At 72.2% G+C, this 18,328-nt stretch carries 16 protein-coding genes and 1 pseudogene; 4 read left to right on the top strand and 13 right to left on the bottom strand.

Annotated features, from left to right (window positions below; genetic code table 11):
• The 5 genes from ASC60_RS24695 to ASC60_RS24675 form a co-directional block, all read right to left on the bottom strand.
• The gene (locus ASC60_RS24695; RefSeq protein WP_055554567.1) at positions 1-714 is read right to left on the bottom strand and encodes a hypothetical protein; all 714 of its coding nucleotides are present in this window, start codon (positions 712-714) and stop codon (positions 1-3) included.
• A complete protein-coding gene (locus ASC60_RS24690; protein WP_055554565.1) occupies positions 707-1,456 on the bottom strand; it encodes a hypothetical protein in 750 nt (249 codons plus the stop codon). Before ASC60_RS24690 ends, ASC60_RS24695 begins: the two co-directional genes overlap by 8 nt.
• A gap of 65 nt (positions 1,457-1,521) precedes the next feature.
• Positions 1,522-2,046, bottom strand: coding sequence for a phage tail protein (locus ASC60_RS24685; RefSeq protein WP_055554563.1), 525 nt, complete (start codon positions 2,044-2,046; stop codon positions 1,522-1,524).
• A 7-nt stretch (positions 2,047-2,053) separates the two neighbouring features.
• Positions 2,054-3,901 (bottom strand): phage tail sheath C-terminal domain-containing protein, encoded by a 1,848-nt coding sequence (locus ASC60_RS24680; protein ID WP_055554561.1) that lies wholly within the window; start codon positions 3,899-3,901, stop codon positions 2,054-2,056.
• A 493-nt stretch (positions 3,902-4,394) separates the two neighbouring features.
• Positions 4,395-4,784: a VOC family protein gene (locus ASC60_RS24675; protein WP_055554560.1), complete on the bottom strand. Its 390-nt coding sequence runs from the start codon at positions 4,782-4,784 to the stop codon at positions 4,395-4,397.
• Between the two features lie 111 nt (positions 4,785-4,895).
• Between ASC60_RS24675 and ASC60_RS24670 the strand changes: the two genes are divergently transcribed.
• Together ASC60_RS24670 and ASC60_RS24665 are read left to right on the top strand one after the other, a co-directional pair.
• A complete protein-coding gene (locus ASC60_RS24670; RefSeq protein ID WP_055554558.1) occupies positions 4,896-5,783 on the top strand; it encodes a LysR family transcriptional regulator in 888 nt (295 codons plus the stop codon).
• A gap of 218 nt (positions 5,784-6,001) precedes the next feature.
• Positions 6,002-7,171 carry an aminotransferase gene (locus tag ASC60_RS24665; RefSeq protein ID WP_055554557.1) on the top strand — a complete coding sequence of 390 codons (1,170 nt, stop codon included), beginning with the start codon at positions 6,002-6,004 and terminating at the stop codon, positions 7,169-7,171.
• A 37-nt stretch (positions 7,172-7,208) separates the two neighbouring features.
• Here ASC60_RS24665 and ASC60_RS24660 read toward each other — a convergent pair whose 3' ends face one another.
• Together ASC60_RS24660 and ASC60_RS24655 are read right to left on the bottom strand one after the other, a co-directional pair.
• Positions 7,209-8,510: an MFS transporter gene (locus tag ASC60_RS24660; RefSeq protein WP_055554555.1), complete on the bottom strand. Its 1,302-nt coding sequence runs from the start codon at positions 8,508-8,510 to the stop codon at positions 7,209-7,211.
• A 133-nt stretch (positions 8,511-8,643) separates the two neighbouring features.
• Complete coding sequence (locus ASC60_RS24655) at positions 8,644-9,867, bottom strand: CdaR family transcriptional regulator (protein ID WP_055554553.1); 1,224 nt, start codon at positions 9,865-9,867, stop codon at positions 8,644-8,646.
• Between the two features lie 172 nt (positions 9,868-10,039).
• On the opposite strand from ASC60_RS24655, the gene ASC60_RS24650 reads away from it, so the two are divergent.
• Positions 10,040-10,846 (top strand): SDR family NAD(P)-dependent oxidoreductase, encoded by an 807-nt coding sequence (locus ASC60_RS24650; RefSeq protein WP_055554551.1) that lies wholly within the window; start codon positions 10,040-10,042, stop codon positions 10,844-10,846.
• 75 nt (positions 10,847-10,921) lie between these two features.
• Positions 10,922-11,204: pseudogene (locus ASC60_RS43125) on the top strand (hypothetical protein); the annotation flags it as partial.
• A gap of 4 nt (positions 11,205-11,208) precedes the next feature.
• Here the strand turns inward: ASC60_RS43125 and ASC60_RS24645 are convergent.
• The 6 genes from ASC60_RS24645 to ASC60_RS24620 all read right to left on the bottom strand — a co-directional run bounded on the left by ASC60_RS24645 (position 11,209) and on the right by ASC60_RS24620 (position 18,325).
• A complete protein-coding gene (locus ASC60_RS24645) occupies positions 11,209-12,405 on the bottom strand; it encodes an FAD-dependent monooxygenase (RefSeq protein ID WP_055554549.1) in 1,197 nt (398 codons plus the stop codon).
• Between the two features lie 142 nt (positions 12,406-12,547).
• On the bottom strand, positions 12,548-13,240 hold the full coding sequence (locus ASC60_RS24640) for an HAD family hydrolase (RefSeq protein ID WP_079038584.1): 693 nt from the start codon (positions 13,238-13,240) through the stop codon (positions 12,548-12,550).
• A 51-nt stretch (positions 13,241-13,291) separates the two neighbouring features.
• Positions 13,292-14,392: a winged helix DNA-binding domain-containing protein gene (locus ASC60_RS24635; RefSeq protein WP_055554546.1), complete on the bottom strand. Its 1,101-nt coding sequence runs from the start codon at positions 14,390-14,392 to the stop codon at positions 13,292-13,294.
• A gap of 102 nt (positions 14,393-14,494) precedes the next feature.
• Positions 14,495-15,142 carry a sarcosine oxidase subunit gamma family protein gene (locus tag ASC60_RS24630; RefSeq protein ID WP_055554543.1) on the bottom strand — a complete coding sequence of 216 codons (648 nt, stop codon included), beginning with the start codon at positions 15,140-15,142 and terminating at the stop codon, positions 14,495-14,497.
• A complete protein-coding gene (locus ASC60_RS24625) occupies positions 15,135-18,032 on the bottom strand; it encodes a sarcosine oxidase subunit alpha family protein (protein ID WP_055554542.1) in 2,898 nt (965 codons plus the stop codon). The genes ASC60_RS24630 and ASC60_RS24625 overlap by 8 nt, the downstream gene beginning before the upstream one ends.
• A complete protein-coding gene (locus ASC60_RS24620) occupies positions 18,029-18,325 on the bottom strand; it encodes a sarcosine oxidase subunit delta (RefSeq protein ID WP_055554540.1) in 297 nt (98 codons plus the stop codon). The genes ASC60_RS24625 and ASC60_RS24620 overlap by 4 nt, the downstream gene beginning before the upstream one ends.
• Positions 18,326-18,328: the final 3 nt, after the last annotated feature.

Below are 18,328 nucleotides of genomic sequence, written 5' to 3'. Positions count from 1 at the left end.
TCAGTCCCTCTTCTCGCCGCGCGCCAGGTAGTCGTCCAGGCTGAGGGCGGGCTCGCGCCGGCCGGCCCGCTCGGGGCGGGGGGCCGGGCGGGGGCCGGACAGGTCGGCGGCGCTGACCTCGAGTCGCCCGATCTGTACGTGGACGACGCGCTCGGCGGTCCTTGGCCGGCGCCGTCCGGCGGCGGAGCGGGCCGCGGCGCGGTCCGGCCCGGCGTCGGCGGCGCGTGTCGACGGCGGTGCGCCGAGGGCCGGGCGGGCGGCCGCCGGACCCATGGGGCGGGCGGTGGGGACAGCGGTGGGCCGCGGCCCACCGGGGGCGCCGCCGGGTGCGGCGGACCGCCGCTCGGGGCGCGGGGCGCCGGGGGTGGCGGGGCGCGGCCCGGGGCCGAGCGGAGCAGCGGGGCGCAGCGGCGGGGCGGGCGTCTCGGGCTCGGCGGTGCGGTCCCCCTCGGCGCGCGGGACGGACCCGGTGTGGCGTACGACGGTCTCGCGTTCGGTCCTGATCTCCCGCACGATCTGCCCCTCCGGCGCGGGCGGGGAAGGGAGCGGGGCGGCGAAGGGCGGCACGGGCTCGTCGAGAAGCGGTTCGGGGGCCCGTAGCGCCTCGATCCGTTCGAACGGCCCGGGCAGCCGGGGCCGTACGCGCGGCGTCACCGGGCCGTGGGCGGCGGCGGGGGCGTGGCGCGCGATCAGCCGGTCGAAGTAGTCAGCCATCTGCGCAGAGCTCCAGGTAGTAGCGGCGCCGCAGTGGGCTGAGCGCCAGGATCTCCGGCTCGCTCCAGCCGTACGCGGTGGCGAGCAGGTGGACGTCGAGCAGCAGGTCCCGTGCCCAGGAGTCGAGTTCGGTCCAGAGGTAGGAGGCGATGTCCAACTCCGCCCGGGTGGCCTCGCCGCACTCGGGGCAGGCCACGTTCAGCGTCACGTCGGCGGCCGGGTCGGCGGCCGCCGCGGCTTCGGCGAGACGCCGCCGCAGGGAGCCGGGCAAGGCGGAGGGCAGCCGGTCGGCCGGGACCGGCCGCCCCGCCCGTACGGCCGAGACGGTGCAGCGGGCCAGGAGGTCGTGCGGGGCCTCGGGACCGGTTCCGGCCGCGGCCTCGATGTCGGCGACGGTGGGCAGCCGGAACTCCACCACCCACTCGCCGTCCGTCACGCGAAGGGGCCCGGCCGACTGCTCCGGCCCGACCGCCGCCAGGTCGCGCGCGTCGAGGTCGAACTCCATCGCCTCACCGCACGCGCCGCACTCCACCCGGGTCTGCATCCGCTCGCCGAACAGCGCGCGGCGCAGGGCGAAGAGATCCGCCTCCCGCTCCCCCACCGGAACCGACCGCAAGGCGTCGGTTCCGGATTCCGGGCGGGCCGCCCGGTGCAGCAGCAGGGCGCGGCCAGGGCCGTGGTGCGTCAGGCCCGCCTCCCAGATGGCCAGCAGTTCAGCGGGCCCGGTCCCCGTGTCCACCATCCCTCAAGCCCGTTTCTTTTCCGTTCGGTTCCGTGCCGTTCGGATCCGCTCCGTCCCGTTGCCCCCTACGCGGGGTGGGTGAAGGACGGCTCCTCCGGCTCCGGAACCTCGTAATCCCGTTCCCAGCCCTCGCATTCGAGCTTGAGGCTCTGGATGGCGACCGCGTTGGCGTTGGCGTCCAGCTCGCCCAGCACCTGGTATTCGCTGGGCCAGGCCCGGTAGAGCTTGTGCGAGACGGCGACCTGGCCCGCCTCGTTGAGGACCTGGACCACGATGTCCTTGCGGAAGTCGGCGAGTGAGACCTCGGAGCCGAGCCCGGCGCCGACCTGCCACACCTTGTTGGCCCAGCGGTCGAATTCGGGATCGTGGGTGACGCCGCGCTCCAGGGTCACGCCCTCGAATTCGGAGCGGCCCGGAGACTTCCGGGGTGAGCTGGGGTCGCCGCCGTGCCGGTGTTTGACCACCTCGGTGGTGCGCTTCAGCGGGCTGATCTTGCTGATGCCAGCGACCGTACGACCGTCCCACAGGACCAGAAACTTGAAGTTCTTGTACGGGTCGAAGCGATGGGCGTTGATCTGAAACTCTGCCATCACATTCCTAAATCTCGAACTGTCCGGCCATCTGCTGGATCTTGACGATCACGAACTCCGCGGGCTTGACGGGCGCGATGCCGACCACGACGTTGACGATGCCGCCCGCGATGTCCTCGTCGGTGGTCGTGTCCTTGTCGCACTTGACGAAATAGGCCTGGCGCGGGGTGGTGCCCTTGAAGGCGCCCTTCTCGAAGAGGGTGTGCAGATACGCCGACGCGTTCAGCCTGATCTGCTGCCACAGCTGCTCGTTGTTGGGCTCGAAGACGACCCACTGCAGTCCGCGGCGCAGGCTCTCCTCGATGTGCAGGGCGAGGCGACGGACCGGTACGTATTTCCACTCGCTGTCGGCCGCGTCCGAGCCCTCCAGCGTGCGGGCTCCCCACACCAGCGGGCCCACCAGGGGGAAGGTGCGCAGGCAGTTGATGCCGAGGGGGCCCAGCAGCCCGTTCTCGCGGTCGGTCAGCTTGACGGTGAGCGAGCGCACCCCGGCGAGCCGCGCCTCGGTGCCGGCCGGGGCCTTCCAGACGCCGCGCTCGCCGTCGTTGCGGGCGATGACGCCGGCGAGCGCGCCGGACGGCGGGAAGGAGCGCAGCCGCCCGGTGAGGGGGTCGGTGAGCTGCAGGTGCGGGAAGTACAGACCGGCGTGGTTGCCGCGCACGGGTTCGAACGCGGCGATCCCGGCGCGCGCGGCGTCCACGCTGCCCCAGGCGGAGGGCGAGTCGACAAGCAGGAAGATCCGGCGTTCCCGGCAGAGCCGCTGGGCCGCCGAGATGACGGTGACCATGTCGTCGACGGACTCGTACGAGGCGAGCTCCGGCAGCGACAGCAGGTTGACGTCCTCGATGTCACGCAGCGCCTGCAGGCCGGTCTTGCGGGCCTCGCCGCCGATGAGGTCGCCGGGGCCGGGCAGGCCGCCGTCCTCGCCGCCCGAGAGCGGGAAGACGGGCGGATTGACGGAGGCTTCGAGGCCGAGGTCGTTCGCGCACTCCCCCAGGAAGCGCACGACGTCGTCGGGGTCGACGGACCCGGCGACGACCTGGAGGCGGCGGCCGAAGGCGGTGACCTGCGCTCCCGCGTAGGCGTGCCGGCCCGGGGCGTCGGGCAGCGCGCGAAGCTTGTGCTCCAGGAGCAGGGCGAGTTCGGTGACGTCGCGGGGCGCCTCGCCGTCGCAGTCCGGGTCGTGGAGCGTGAACTCGCGCTCGATGTCGCCGATCTTGACGGTCAGTTCGACGTTGAGGTCGGGGAGTTCGCCGGCGAACCTCTTGGACACGGTGCCGGACGGGTCGGGGCGGCCCTCGCCGACGACCTTGACGCGGATCAGGCCGGAGCCGGAGCCCACGACCGTCTCGGCGTAGCGGCCGTGACTCGCGTCCATGGACAGGCCCGAGAAGGTCTCGCGGGCGGTGCCGCGCGCGTCGAGGACATGGAGGTTGAAGGTCTCCTCCGGGTGCCTCGTGTCGTAGTCGACGGCCAGCCGCAGACCGGAACCCCATACCCCGGGTTCCTTGGCGTGCACCTCGAGCACGGGGCATTCGCTGTGCCCCTCGGTGGAGTGGAGCGTGACGCGGGCCGCCTTGCCGGTTCCCGCCTTGGCCACCCGGACGATGACGGCGACGGTGCCGCCGTTACCGAAGAACTGGTGCACGGCGTAGCCGACCGCGCTCTGCGAGGTGAGGCCGCCGAATCGGCGTTCGAAATCGGCGAAGCTGGTGATCCGCACGGGGGTGTTCAACGGACCCCGGCGGGTGTGCCCTACGAAAGCGGTCACCGATGTGGTGACCGAGGCGATGGTGCGTACGCTGCTGGGAAGTTCTTCGACGTAGACGCCGGGATAGCCCGCTTGTGTCGGCATTCCCCCTCCATTCTCTGCGCGCATCAAGAGATGAGGAGAGGAAGTGAAGAAAGCGCAAGCACGGCGCCGCCATGCACACACTTCCTCCACCAGTTCCCCCGTCGCACACCCCGCGAAATCGGTATCGCGAGATCCGACACGCCGCTTGCGGCTCCTGATGCATGGGTGCCATTGGCAGTTTCGAACGCGACGGAATGAGGGTCAAGAAGACTTTCCGGCCATCCCGTACGACAATGCGACGGGGCGCGAACTCGGCCGACGTGGCCTGAATGAGAACCATATGACCTGACGTGTCCCGCCGCACCACGCATGATCAATTTTTTTACGGGCACACCGAGGCGACAAGAACAAGCCGAATAACCCGCACCTCGGCGCGCCAATTTGTGACCATGAAAAGGTCGGGATAAAGCCCTCCAAAGGATCATGGCAGCGCCCGATTCAGGGAAATCGAACGTGCCCGGTGGTCCAACCAATGGCACTCGTGAAATACACCTCAGGCGTCCTGCGGGTACCAGCGCAGTTCCACGGTGTTGCCGTCCGGGTCCGCCACGTAGAGCGAAACCGCGGTGCCCCGGGCACCGAAGCGCTCACCGGGGCCGTCCAGCACCGTGAACACGCCGGAGTCGATGACCTGCTGCCAGTCGGTCGGCTCGACGACCAGGCAGATGTGGTCGACGTTGGAACCTTCCGGCCGCCCGTCGGGCGCCTCGACGAGGTCGATGATGGTGGTGGGGCTCACCCGTACGGACGGGAAGGAGACCTTGCCCGCCCTCCACTCCTCCAGGCGCACCGGCTCCAGGCCCAACGGGCCGGTGTAGAAGGCGAGCGAGCGCTCGGTGTCGGCGACGTTCAGGACGAGGTGGTCGAAGGCGATCACGCGCATGGGTGTCTCCGTGGGGTCGGGGCGCCGGTCGGTGCTCCAGCATCGCCGAGCAGGGATCCATCGGTCCAACACATGCTTGTCATGCGAGCCATCGTGTTTCACGATGAATCAATGGACCTCCGGCAGATGCGCTACGTCCTCGCGGTGGCGGAGACCGCGAGCTTCACCCGCGCCGCCGAGCGGTGCCATATCGTCCAGTCCGCGCTCAGCCACCAAGTGGCCCGGCTGGAGAAGGAATTGGGCGTCCGGCTGTTCGAGCGGACCAGCCGCCGGGTGCGGCTGACCACCGCCGGAGAGGCGTTCCTGCCCGCCGCCCGCCAAGCCCTGGAAGCGGCCGAGCGCGCCTGGGCGGAGGTGGCGGCGGCCACCGGTGAGATCCGGGGCAGGCTGGCCGTCGGCTCGATCCCCACCGTGGCGGCCGTCGACCTCCCGGCCGTGCTGCGGGACTACCGCCTGCGCTACCCCCAGGTGCGGATCAGTCTGCGGGTCGACTCCAGCGAAGGACTCGTCGAGCAGGTGCGCGACGGCGGACTGGACGCGGCGTTCCTCGGCGTACAGCCCGGATTCCGGCCACAGGGCGTCCGTGACCGGGAGCTCGCCCACGGGCAGCACGTCGCCGTGGTCGCCCCGGGCCACCCGCTGGCCACGGCGCAGGAGGTGGACCTCCGCGTCCTCGCCGAGGAGGTCTTCGTGGACTTCGCCGCGGGCAGTGCCGCCCGCGCCCAGTCGGACGAGGCGTTCGCGGCGGCCGGCCTGCGGCGCGAGGTCGCCTTCGAGGTGTCCGGCGTCGAACTCGTGGCCCGGATGGTCCGCCACGGCTTGGGCATCGCCCTGCTGCCCGCGCCGTTCGCCGCCGAACTGCCCGGCCTGCGGAGCGTACCGGTCACCGATGGGCCGGTACGGGTGGAGCGCCTGGCCTGGAGCCGGTTCACCCCGTCCCCCGCGGCCTGCGCGTTCCTGGCCCTGCTGGGCGTCGACACCGCACCTCCGGCCGGATGACCACTGTGGAGGCGTCCGCCGCCGGTCGCCTCCCACCGGCGCGGCGCCGCGAGTTCCGCTGCCCATCCGAGGCGGACGCCTCCGCTCGTCCCGTGGGAGCTGAGCGACCGGCTCTGCTTCCGGGCCGGCCACGGCTGAGGCCCGGCTGACGCGGGAGGAATGTCGATAGCATCGCGGGGAGACGGCAGCGGCCGACCAGCCTGTGAGGGAGTACCGACGTGCGACTCAGCCCGCGAACCGTGCGCGAGACCGATTCGCCGATGGGTGCGACGTACGCCCTGCTGGCGGGCCGCAGCGGCGAGCGGGCCCTGCTCGATCTGGCCCAGGCCGCGCCGAGTTACCCGCCAGCGGCCGAGATGATCGAGCACGTCGCCACGGTCGCGCGCCGGCCGGACGGTGCGGCCTACGTACCGGCGCCCGGGCTGCCCCGACTGAGGGAGGCGTTCGCCGCCGACCTCGGTCAGGGGTACCGGAGCCCGGTGGGAGCCGATCAGATGGTGGTCACCGCGGGGTGCAACCAGGCGTTCTGCCTCGTCGCCCAGGCGCTCACCGAGCCGGGTGACGAGGTCATCGAAGTCCTGCCGTACTACTTCAACTACGACATGTGGCTGCGCATGAACGGCGTCGTGCCGCGCTATCTGGAGCCCGGCCCGGATCTCGTGCCGACCCCGGAGGCGGCCGAAGCGCTCATCACGCCGCGCACCAAGGCGATCGTGCTGGTCACTCCGGGCAACCCGAGCGGCGTCACCCTTCCGCCGGATGTGCTCGCCGGTTTCTACGCGGTGGCGAAGCGGCACGACATCGCGCTGATCGTGGACGAGACCTACCGCTCGTTCCGCGGCACCGCGCAACCGGCGCACGAGCTGTTCGCCGAGCCGGACTGGGCGGGGACCCTGGTGAGCCTGCACAGCTTCTCCAAGGACCTCGCCATCCCCGGCTACCGGGTGGGCGCGGTCGTCGCTTCGCCGGAGCTGAACCGCGAGGTGATGAAGTTGCTCGACTGCGTGGCGATCTGCCCGCCGCGCGTCGGGCAGGAGGCCGCCTGGGCCGGGCTGACCTCGGCCCAGGAGTGGCGGGCGGAGCGGGCGGAGGAGATGACGGAGAAGCGGCGCTGGCTGGAGACCGTGATGGCCGACCGGCCGGGCGGTTTCGAACTGCTGAGCCGCGGAGGGTTCTTCGGCTGGGTCCGCCACCCCTTCGCCGGGCGCGGCACCGACGACGTCGTGCGCGACCTCATCACCCGCTACGACACGCTCGTCATCCCCGGCACCGCCTTCCTGCCCGACGACCGTCAGGTGTTCCGGGTCAGCTTCGGCAACGTCGACCGGGCCGGGCTCACCGAGTTCGCCGGGCGGCTCCGGCTGATGGCCGAGGACGTATCCGGCTGATGGCCGAGGACGTCCCCGGCCGACCCTCGTCGGCCGGTCAGGTTGTCTCCAGGTCGCTGGTGTGGGTCTCCTTCAGGAACCACACGCACAGCGCGGAGACCAGGGCGACCACCACGATGTAACCGGACACCGGCACCGACGAGCCGGTGGAGGCGACGAGCTGGGTGGCGAGCAGGGGCGTGATGCCCCCGCCGACGATGCCGCTCGCGTTGTAGGCCACGGAGGCGCCGGTGTAGCGGTAGCGGGTGGCGAACATCTCGGGGAGGAAGGCGCCCATCGGGCCGTACAGGGCGGCGAAGGCGAGCATCCCGACGGACATCGCGAGCCCGATCAGCAGGGGCTCACCCGTGTTGATCAAGGCGAACATGGGGTACGCCCACAGCGCGGCCAGCACCCCCGCGCTCAGGCAGACGTTGCGGCGGCCGACCCGGTCGGACAGGACGGCCAGCAGTGGGGTGGCCAGCCCCAGGACGAGCGCCGCGGCCATCGCGCACAGCAGCAGCATGTCCTTGTCGAGGTCCAGGACCGTGGTGCCGTACGAGAGGGCGAAGGTGGTGATGGTGTAGAAGAGCGTGTGCGCGAGGATGAACGCGCAGGTCGCCAGGGCCAGGGTGGTGCCCTGACGGCGGACCACCTCGACGATGGGCGTCTTGGCCCGCTCATGCTGTTCCAGCGCCTTCCGGAACACCGGTGTCTCGGCGATCCGCATCCGGATGTAGAAGCCGACGACCACCAGCAGCGCGCTGGCGAGGAAGGGGATCCGCCACCCCCAGGACTCGAAGGCCGCGTCGTCCATCACCCGGCCCAGCAGCAGGAACGAGCCGCCCGCGGCGATGAAACCGATGGCGGGGCCCATCTGCGGGAAGCTCGACCACAGCCCTCGCTTGTCGCGGGGCGCGTACTCGGTGGCCAGCAGCACCGCGCCGCCCCACTCGCCGCCCAGCCCCACGCCTTGCAGGAACCGGCACAGCACCAGCAGTACCGGTGCCGCGATCCCGACGTCCCGGTAGGTGGGCAGCAGTCCGATGGCCACCGTTCCCGTCCCCATGACGAGGAGGGAGGTGACCAGCATCGTCTTGCGGCCGGTGCGGTCCCCGAAGTGGCCGAAGATCACTGCGCCGATCGGGCGGGCGACGAAGCCGACACCGAAGGTGGCGAACGCGGCCAGGGTGCCCGCGAGCGCGGAGAAGGTGGGGAAGAAGAGCTTGCCCAGGACCAGCGCGGCGGCGGTCCCGTAGATGTAGAAGTCGTAGAACTCGATGGCCGTTCCGACGAAACTGGCGACCGCGATCCGCGCGGTGGACACCGTACGGACGGCGGGTGGGGCGGTGGTGGACATGACGGCGGCTCCCAGATGACCTTGGACTGCGGACGGAGTATCGGGCGCGGCGGCGGAGCGCGCCACCGCCTCCTGTCGGGAATCGGCCGGGTGCTTTCCTCGCTTTGTCGAAATCCGGTCGAGGGCTCATGGCTCACCTGTGGTCGGCCCCGCGCATCAGCGCGTGGAGGCGGAGCCCCAGGTGGAGGGCGAGCCGGTGGTCGCCGTCGGCCAGGTCGAGCCCGGTGAGTTCCGTGATCCGCCGCAACCGGTAGTAGAGCGAGGTGCGGTGGAGGTGGAGGGCGTGCGCGGTGCGCGGGGCCGAACCTCCGTGGTCGAGGTAGGCGGTGAGGGTTTCGGTGAGACGACCCGACGGGTCCCGGGCGAGGAGGGTACGCAGCGGTCCGGGCAGCAGCGCGGGGGTCAGGCGGTCCGGCGGGAGCAGCGACAGCGGTGCCAGCGCGCCCAGTTGCTCCCAGTGGACGATGCCGTCGCCGCCGGACCGCACACCGGCCGCCCGGGCGGCACCGATGGCCTGCTCGTACGACATCCACGCCGCTTCGGCGCCGCCTTCCACGCATTCGCCGATCCCCGCGACGCACTCCGCCGTCCCGGCCAGCACCGACCGTGCCTGGTCGAGGAGGGCCGACGCGCGGGCGCGGAGCGGCTCTTGACGCATGGGGCGGTCGGAGAAGGTCAGCAGCACGCCCTGGGGGCCGGTGAGGCAGAACTCGGTGCGCCACGACCTGTCGGCCGCCACCCGCTCCAGTCCCGTACGCAGCGCCACCTCCACCGCTCCCGCGCGGTCCGCGGGCGGGTCGCCGGCGATCCGCGCGACGGTGACGGTGGCGTAGCGGGACGACGGCAGCCGTCCGCCGCGTGCGAGGGCGTCCCGCCCGGTTTCGCGCCCGGTGGCCGACGCGCTCAGCAGCTGGCGCAGCGCTCCTTCGCGGGCCATGCGTTCGGTGTCGCCCGCGGCGAAGTCCTGGTACATCAGGGGCGCGAGGGTGCGGGTGGCGGCGGTGACGGCGTCGATGCTGGAGCCGGGCAGGGAGCCGTCGGGGTCGATGACGATGAGCAGGCCCAGCAGGTGGTGCCGCCAGCGGATCGGTGCGCACAGCCGGGCCCGCATGCCGAGGTCGGCGCGCGGCGGGATGACGCCGGGTTCGGTCCAGCGGTCGACGCCCTGGGCGAGGATGTGACCGGCGGCGGCGCTCCCCGCGTCGCGCTGCAGTACGGCGCGCACCCGCACCCGGTCCTCGTCTCCGAAGTGGCGGCTGGCGCAGAGGATGTGAACGCGTGGATCGTTGACCGCGACGGAGCGGCCTATGCGCTCCGCCACCTCGTCCACGATCTCCTGGAGTCGCCCTCCGAGCATCGTGCGCTCCCTCCCACCGGACGCTGCCGCTGTCCCTGGAAGATCATTACGCATGTTCGGGGCCAGGTGAAGGGCTATGACCTGGCGTTTTCTACAGAGCGAGGATCCGGTACGGCAGGTTTGCGACGGTCGTCGGTGGTCCGGGGCGCACCGCGGCGCCCAGGATCGGGCCATGCGCAGGGGACGACGACTGGCCGACCGCACCGCACTCGTGTTCGGGGCCGGCTCCAGCGGTGGCGGAGTGAGCAACGGCAAGGCGGCCGCGCTCGCGTTCGCCCGCGAGGGCGCGCGTGTCGCGGCCATCGACATCGACGCCGGCCAGGCACGGCGTACGGCCGAGGCGATCGTGGCCGAGGGCGGTGAGGCGCTGGCGCTGACGGCCGATGTGACGGTCGAGGAGCAGGTGGCCGACGCCGTCGCGGCGGCCGAACGCGCTTTGGGCACGCCGACGGTGCTGCACAACAACGTCGGCGTGGCCCGCTTGGGCGATGTCACCGAACTCGATCTCGCCGCGTGGCGGTCCGCCCTCGCGGTCAACGTCGACGGCGTCTTCCTGACCTGCAAGCACGTGCTGCCGCGGATGGTGGCCGCGGGCGGCGGAGCTGTCGTCAACGTGTCGTCGATCGCCGCGATCCGCGACACCGGCTACCCCTACCCTAGCTACAGCGCCGCGAAGGCGGCGGTCGACCAGCTCACGGTCGTCCTCGCGCTGCGTCATGCCGCCGAGGGCATCCGCGTCAACGCCGTCCTTCCGGGGCTGATCGACACCCCGCTGGTGGCCCGGCAGATCGTGGCCGGTGCGGATGATCTTAAGGCCGCGCTCGCCGCCCGCCACGCGGCGAGCCCGACCGGACGCATGGGCAGCCCCTGGGACGTGGCGGCGGCGGCCGTCTTCCTCGCCTCCGACGAGGCGGCGTACGTCAACGGCGTGTGCTTGCCGGTGGACGGCGGCCTCACGGCGCGCTGCACGACACCTTGACACCTCGTCACCCATGCCTTGTCGTGATACCCGCACAAAGTCGAACGCCCGCGCACAGCAACGCACGGACGACGCAGCAACCGCTCCTCCATGGCCGAGCGCACCGCGCTGCACGAGATCGCGCACACGATCGGCGTCGGCACGAGCGGCCGCTGGGCCTCGCTCACCAGCGGCGGAACGTGGCGTGGCGCGGAGGCCACCCGGCTGGTCCGGCAGTACGACGGCGCCAGTGCCACGCTGTCCGCCGGAGGCGGCCACTTCTGGCCGTACGGCCTGAACCTACGACAACGAGTTCTCCCAGACCACCGCCGACCGGCACGTCAACATCGTCGCCGCGATGGTGCGGGACGGCCTGTAGCCCGTCATTCGACGTGGCTGTAGTCCGGCAGGATCAGGCCGGTGTAGGCGGCGCTGAACTCGGGTTCCGCCAGCGTGGCGGGGTTGCGCAGGGCCTCGTTGCGGGCGTCGAGCATGTCCCTGGTGCCGGGAACCATGACGGTGCCGCCCGAGGTGGCGAGGGCCTGGTTCTGCTCGGCGAACGAGCGCGCCGTCCGCTCGTAGGCGGCGAAGGCGTCCGCGTGATCGGCGTGGGTGGCCAGCTCCCCGGCCAGGATGTACGCGCTGACGAGGGCGACACTGGAGCCCTGGCCGGAGAGGAACGAGGTGGCGTGGGCGGCGTCGCCGACGAGGGCCACGCGGCCGCGTGCCCAGGTGGGCATGTGGATCTGGCTGACGATGTCGAAGAACAGGTCGTCGGCCTCGCGCATGGCGGCCACCAGGCGCGGGATGTGCCAGGCGCGTTCGGGGAACGTGGCGGCGACGAGGTCGCGCTGGGCCCCGGGGTCACGGAAGGCGTCGAAGGGCGGCTCGTCCTGCCCGAAGACGAGGAACCCGTACACGGGGTCGTGGGGTTCGTGGGCGTAGAGTACGGCCGCCCTGCCGGGGGTGTTCCAGATGACCCCCTCATGTGCGAGGCCGAGGTCGTTTTCGAGGGTGAAGCCCGCGAAGGCGTGGCCGAGGTAGCGGTGGAACCGCTCTTCGGGGCCGAAGACCAGACGGCGGGTGTTGGAGTGCAGCCCGTCCGCGCCGATGACCAGGTCGAAGGCGCGGTGGGCGCCGCTGTCGAAGGTGACCTCGACGCGGTCCCCGCGGTCGTCCAGAGTGGCGATGGAGTCGTTGAACATGAACTCGACCTGGCCGCGGACCGGTTCGTAGAGAGCCTCCGCCAGATCTCCGCGCCGCACTTCGAGGTCCAGGCCCGCCTCACTGCCGGTGAGGGCTTCGGGACTGAGGGAGCCGACGGGCTTTCCGCCCACGTCCACGAAGGAGACCTTGTTGGTGCCGACGTGTGCCTTGCGCAGCCGCGGAAGCAGCCCCATACGGTCCGCGACGTCGCGGGCGGTGCCTCGGATGTCGATGGAGTAGCCACCGCCGCGGATCGTGGATGCCTTCTCGACGACGGTGACCTCGAAGCCGTAGCGGTTGAGCCAGTAGGCGAGGGACGGACCGGCGATGCTCGCGCCGGAGATGAGGACCTTGCGGTGCGTGGAGTGGTTCATCGGGGGCTCCTTTCGTGGGACGGCCCCGCTACATCTACCTACCTTAGGTATCTTTTTTCGGGGCGACCGCGATGCTACAGATACCTAACTTAAGTAAGCAAGTTCGGGGTGAGCGCTCCTCGGTCTCAGCCGCTCCTCGGCCTCAGCCCAGCAGCTCCAGGACGGGCGCGAGCCCTGCCGGACGTTGGTCGACCGGCAGATGGTCGACGAAGCGCACCGGGCACCCCAGCGCCTCCGCACCACCGTCCGCGGCGTGATTGTCACCGACCATCAGCACGTCGGAGGGTGCCAGGCCGAGCGTGTCGCATGCGGAACGGAAGATGGCGGGGTCGGGTTTCCGCGCCCCCAGCTCGAAGGAGAGCGCATAGGCGTCCACCAGCCCATCCAGCCCATGGGCCCGGAAGACGGGCCGCAGATCCCAGCCGATGTTGCTGACCACGGCCACCGGGATCCCGCGGCGGCGCAGTTCCCGCAACGTCGCCTGGGTGTCGGGGTAGGGCCGCCAGGCGGCGGGCGCCTTGTGACGGTCGTAGAGCGCCGGTATCAGCTCCGCCCTCGGTAGCCCGGCCTCCGCGATCAACCCGCTGTAGGCCTCCCGGTGCTGATCGGCGCCCAGGTCCCTTTCGCGCCACAGCCTTTCGAGGCGCGCGGGAATCCGCTGGGGCGCCGGCCCGCCCGGCAGCGCTCCGCACTCGGTCAGCCGCCGCACCCAGTCGGAGAACTCCTCGCCGTCCACGGAGACGGCGGTGTCCGCCAGGACCGCGCCGAGCCACTCCTCGACCGACTCGCTGCGCATCAACGTTCCCGAGAAGTCGAACATCACGCCACGGACCATGCCCGTCATCGTAAGCGCCCGGGGCCGGGTGAGGCTCGCGGATGTGCCGTTTCAGCGGGACGACGCGGCGATCCGTACGCGATCGCTTTCCTTGTCGGACAGGAACGACGCCAGGGCCTGGCCCTCCTCGGTGACGGCCGTGTGCTCGGCTCGGGAGAAACCGCGCAGCGGGGTGACGGTCACGGTGCCCGCGTCGACGGTCCAGGTCGCGGCGACCCGGCCGTCCACCAGGAGCAAGCGGGCGCCCGTGACGGACAGGCCGCGGTGGGCGTCGTCGATGATGCGGCTCCGGTCGTCGTAGCCGAGGATCGCGTTGTCGAACGCGGGGAGGAACCGCACCGGGGCGGGGGTGTCGGGGCCGGGGCGTGGCGCGTCGGGCAGGTCGAGCAGTTCGCGGCCGCGCGCGTCGCGGAAGGTGACCAGCTCCGCGCGGAGGGCGGCCACCGCGGCGGGCAGTCCGGCGAGGCCGCACCAGGCGCGCAGGTCGGCCGAGGCCGCGGGGCCGAACGCGGCCAGGTAGCGGCGTACCAGCGCCTCGCCGACCGGGTCGGTTCCCTCGGCGGCGGGCGGGTCGATCTCGCGGCCCAGCCAGCGGGACAGTGGGGTGTTGCGCACCCCTGACTTCGCGCGCCACAGCCCGCGCGGCGGCAGCTGCACGACGGGGACGAGGGCGGCGATCGCCATCTCCCCCAGGGCCCTCGGGCTCGGGGTGGGCCAGCGGTCGGCGAGCGCCCGCGCGACCTCGGCCATCGAGCGGGGCTCGCCGTCGGCCAGCACCGCGCGGGCCGCGCCGGCGAGTTCGTCGAGGTCGACCCCGTCCATCTCGCGGCGGTAGGCGGCCATCGCCCGCTGGCGCAGCATGGGGTCGTGGCGGGCCCGCCATGCCAGGACGTCGTCGGCGGTGAGGAGGTGAACGGTGCGGCGCATCAGGTGGGTTCGCACCACGCTCCGCCCGGTCAGCAGGCCGTCCAGCGCCGCCGGGTCGAACGCGCGCAGCCGCGACCAGAGACCGGTGAAGGGTTCCTGCGGCTCCTGCGCCTGCAGCCCGCCGAGGTGCGCGACGGCGTCGAGGACCGGTAGGTCGGCGCGGTCGAGCAGCAGCTGCCGGGCCAGCGTCGCGCGGCCCAGCGCCCGGTTGTCGAGAACGGTCATCGGCTTCCTTCGGTTCCGGTCGCTGTCGGGTGCGGGACCACGATCGCAGGGGATGCGGTCAGGACGTGACCGCATCCCCCACCGCGTCCCCCGCCCGCGTCCTTACGGCAGCTCCGGGCCGCGGTACTCGCCCATCGCGTCGATGAGCCAGCGCGCCAGGTAGTCGGCGAACGAGGACCGCGGCAGCAGCCGGTACGTCGGCGCGTCGTCGACCTGCCAGAGCAGCACCGCGACAGGGCCCACCGTGGTCGAGACCGCCCGGCCGGGGCCGAAGGCCCGGGGGTGGAGGTCCAGGGGGCAGCCCTTTTCCAGCACCTGCCGGGCGGCCGGGCCGCGCAGCTCCAGCGTGGTGCGGTTCGCCGAGACGTCCACGGCCGACCCCGGGTCGCCCGCGAGTGCTTCCCGCAACTCGGCGGCCACGGCGTGTCCGTCGGCCTGGGACAGCACCAGCCACTCGTCGGGGCCGAGCCACAGGACCTTGTGGCAGCCGGAGTCGGTGGTGTCCCCGCACCGGCGTGGGAGCGGCGCGCCCAGGGTCTTCTCGACGCGGCCGGCCGTCTCGGAGGCGGGGACGACGCGCAGGTTCACCATGGCGACGAACGGCCACTCGCTGAGCGTGACGCCCCGCGCGCCGGTGACGGCGGCGGCGCGCATCCGCTCCTCCAGGTGGGCCAGGGGGCTGGTGCGCAAGTTCACCGGGCCCGCACCCGCGTCGGTCGTCGGCTCGGTCGGCTCGGTCGGCTCAGCCATCTCGCTTGGTCCCTTCGGGGTCGTACAGGACACAGTCGGCCACCTCGACGGGCACCAGGTCCTCGCCCACCGGGGCGAGCAGGGTCTGGCCGATCCTGGCCCGCCCGTCGGCGACGAGGGCGAGGGCGAAGGGGCGGCCGAGGGCCGGGCTGTGGTAGCTGGAGGTGACGTGGCCGAGCATGGGCACCGGCCCGGCCTCGGGGGTGATGGGCACGTCCGGCGCGACAAGCTGGGCGCCCTCGGGCAGCCGGGTCCTGCGGTCGCTCGGCAGCAGGCCGACCAGCTGCTTGCGGTCGGTGCGGGAGGTGTCGACGCGGGCGTAGGACCGCTTGCCGATGAAGTCCTTCTGCTGGGAGACCACCCAGGACATGCCCGCGTCCTGCGGGGTGACGGTGCCGTCGGTGTCCTGGCCGACGATGATGTAGCCCTTCTCGGCCCTCAGGACGTGCATGGTCTCGGTCCCGTACGGGGTGATGTCGTACGGTCGGCCGATCGCGTACACCTCCTCCCAGACCGCCCGGCCGTACCACGCGGAGACGTTGATCTCGTAGGCGAGTTCACCGGAGAAGGAGATCCGGCAGATGCGGGCCGGGACGCCGGAGGCCAGGGTGGTCTCGCGGAAGGCCATGAAGGGGAACGCCTCGGCGGACAGGTCGACGTCCGGCGCGAGGTGGGCGACGACCTCGCGGGAGCGGGGGCCGACGACGGCGATGGTCGTCCACTGCTCGGTCACCGAGGTGCAGTGGACGTCGAGTTCGGGCCACTCGGTCTGCAGCCACTCCTCCAGCCAGTCCAGGACCCCGGCGGCGCCACCGGTCGTGGTGGTCATGAAGTAGCGGTTGTCCTCCAGGCGCAGCGTCACCCCGTCGTCGAAGATCATGCCGTCGGGCTTGCACATCACGCCGTAGCGGGCCATGCCGGGCCTCAGTTTCTTGAAGCCGTTGGTGTAGATACGCCCCAGGAACTCGCCCGCGTCCGCGCCCCAGATCTCGATCTTGCCGAGGGTGGTGGCGTCCATGAACGCCACCCCCTCGCGTGCCGCGCGGCACTCGCGGGCCACGGCCGTGTCCATGTCCTCGCCGGGCCGGGGGTAGTACCGGGGGCGCTTCCACTGCCCGACGTCCTCGAACACCGCACCGTGCGCGAGGTGCCAGCCGTGGATGGAGGTCGTGCGCTCCGGATCGAACAGCTCGCCGCGCTCACGCCCGGCCAGGGCGGCGAAGCCCACCGGCGTGTACGGCGCCCGGTAGGCCGTGGTGCCGATCTCGCCGGGTGACGCGCCCGCGCCGAGCGCTTCGGCGATGACACCGATCGCGTTGACGCCGGACGTCTTGCCCTGGTCGTTCGCCGTGCCGAGCGAGGTGTAGCGCTTGACGTGCTCGACGCCGCGCATGCCGGCGCCGACCGACCGCCAGACATCGGCGACCGTCACCTCGCGCTGCAGGTCGACGAAGTGGGTGTCCCAGGTGGCGGGTTCGCCCTCGGAGGCGGGGACGAGCCACAGCGCGCGCACCGGGCCCGAGCCCCGGGCATCACCGGACGGCGGTGCGGGCACGGCGACCGGGAATCCGGCGTCCGTCGCGGCCCGGGCGCCGGCCCGCGCCCCTTCGGCCAGGCAGCCGTCGAGGCCGTACGTCCCGCGGGCCGCGCCGACGACCTGCTGGTCCCGTACGGTGCCGTCGGGCACGAAGGCGGCCACCTCCTCGTCCCAGCGCAGCCGGCCCTGGCGCTGGCTGTGCAGATGCACCACCGGGCTCCATCCACCCGAGACGGCCAGCAGGTCGCAGTCGAACGACTCGGGGGCACCGGCGAGCCCACCGTCGCCGTCGAGGGCCCGGACGGTGACGCCGGTGAGGCGGCTGTCGCCCGTGGTGTCGACCACCGCGCTGCCCGTCAGCACCCGCGCCCCGGTGGCCACCGCGACCTCGGCGGCCCGGTGGGACAGCTCGGGGCGCGCGTCCACGACGGCGGCGATGTCGATCCCGGCGGCGTGCAGATCGGCGACCGTGTCGTAGGCGCTGTCGTTGGTGGTGCTCACCACGGCCCGCGAGCCCGGGGCCACGGCGTACTGGTTGAGGTACGAGCGCACAGCCGCGGCGAGCATCACCCCGGGGCGGTCGTTGCCCGCGAAGACCAGGGGACGCTCGTGGGCGCCGGTCGCCAGGACCACCTGGCGGGCCCGGATGTGCCACAGCCGCTGCCGCGAGACGCCACTCGACGGCTCGGGGGCGTCGGCGCCGAGGTGATCGGTGCGCCGCTGCAGGGCCAGCACATAGTTGTCGTCGTAGGCGCCGAACGCCGTGGTGCGTGGCAGGACGACGACCTCGGGGGCGGCGTCGAGCGCCGCGCGGACCTCGGCGGCCCAGGCGAGGGCGGTCTGCTCGCCGACGGTCTCGGTCCGCCCGGAGAGCAGCGAACCGCCCGGTTCGGGCCGCTCGTCGAGGAGGATCACACGGGCGCCGGAGCCCGCGGCGGCGGTGGCGGCGGCGAGCCCTGCGGGTCCGGCGCCGACGACGAGGACATCGGTGTGGACGTACTTCTTGTCGTAGACGGCGGGGTCGGGGGCCGGGTCGAGCCGCCCCATCCCGGACAGCGTGGTGGCGGACAGGCCGTCGTACAGCTCGGCCGTCGTCGCGGGCAGCATGCCCTCCGAGCACGGGCCGTCGATCTGCACCAGGGCGCCTGGCTCCTCGGCGCCCGCGGTGACGATGCCGCGCGGGCGGCCCCGGTAGATCGACGGGGCGACCTCCACGACCCCGCCTGCCAGCATCGCCGAGGCGACGGTGTCTCCGGGGTGGCCGGTCATCTCACGGCCGTCGACGGTGAACCGCAGCACGGTGCCGCGGTCGACGCGGCCCCCGCCCGGGAGCCGGAATGGCTGGTCGGTCATCGGTTCCCTCCGGTCTGGGGCAGTTCGGGGCGGGGCTCGTCGAGCCGGTAGACGGCCAGCACGTCGTGGCTCGCGGTGTCGCGCAGGAGGTTGAACCAGCGGCGGCATCCGGTGCTGTGCATCCACCGCTCGGCGAAGGGCCCCTTGGGGTTGTCGCGGTAGAAGACATACGCGGCCCACTGCTCGTCGGTGAGGTCCGCGGTGTTTGCGGGGTAGGGGACGTGGGCCTGGCCCCCGTAGTGGTATTCGGTCTCGTCGCGAGGACCGCACCATGGGCAGGTGATCAGCAGCACGGG

This window comes from Streptomyces sp. NBRC 110028, assembly GCF_001417735.1.
Classification (GTDB): domain Bacteria; phylum Actinomycetota; class Actinomycetes; order Streptomycetales; family Streptomycetaceae; genus Streptomyces.
The sequence above is the reverse complement of the archived record's forward strand: the minus strand, read 5'-3'. Positions and strand labels throughout refer to the sequence as shown.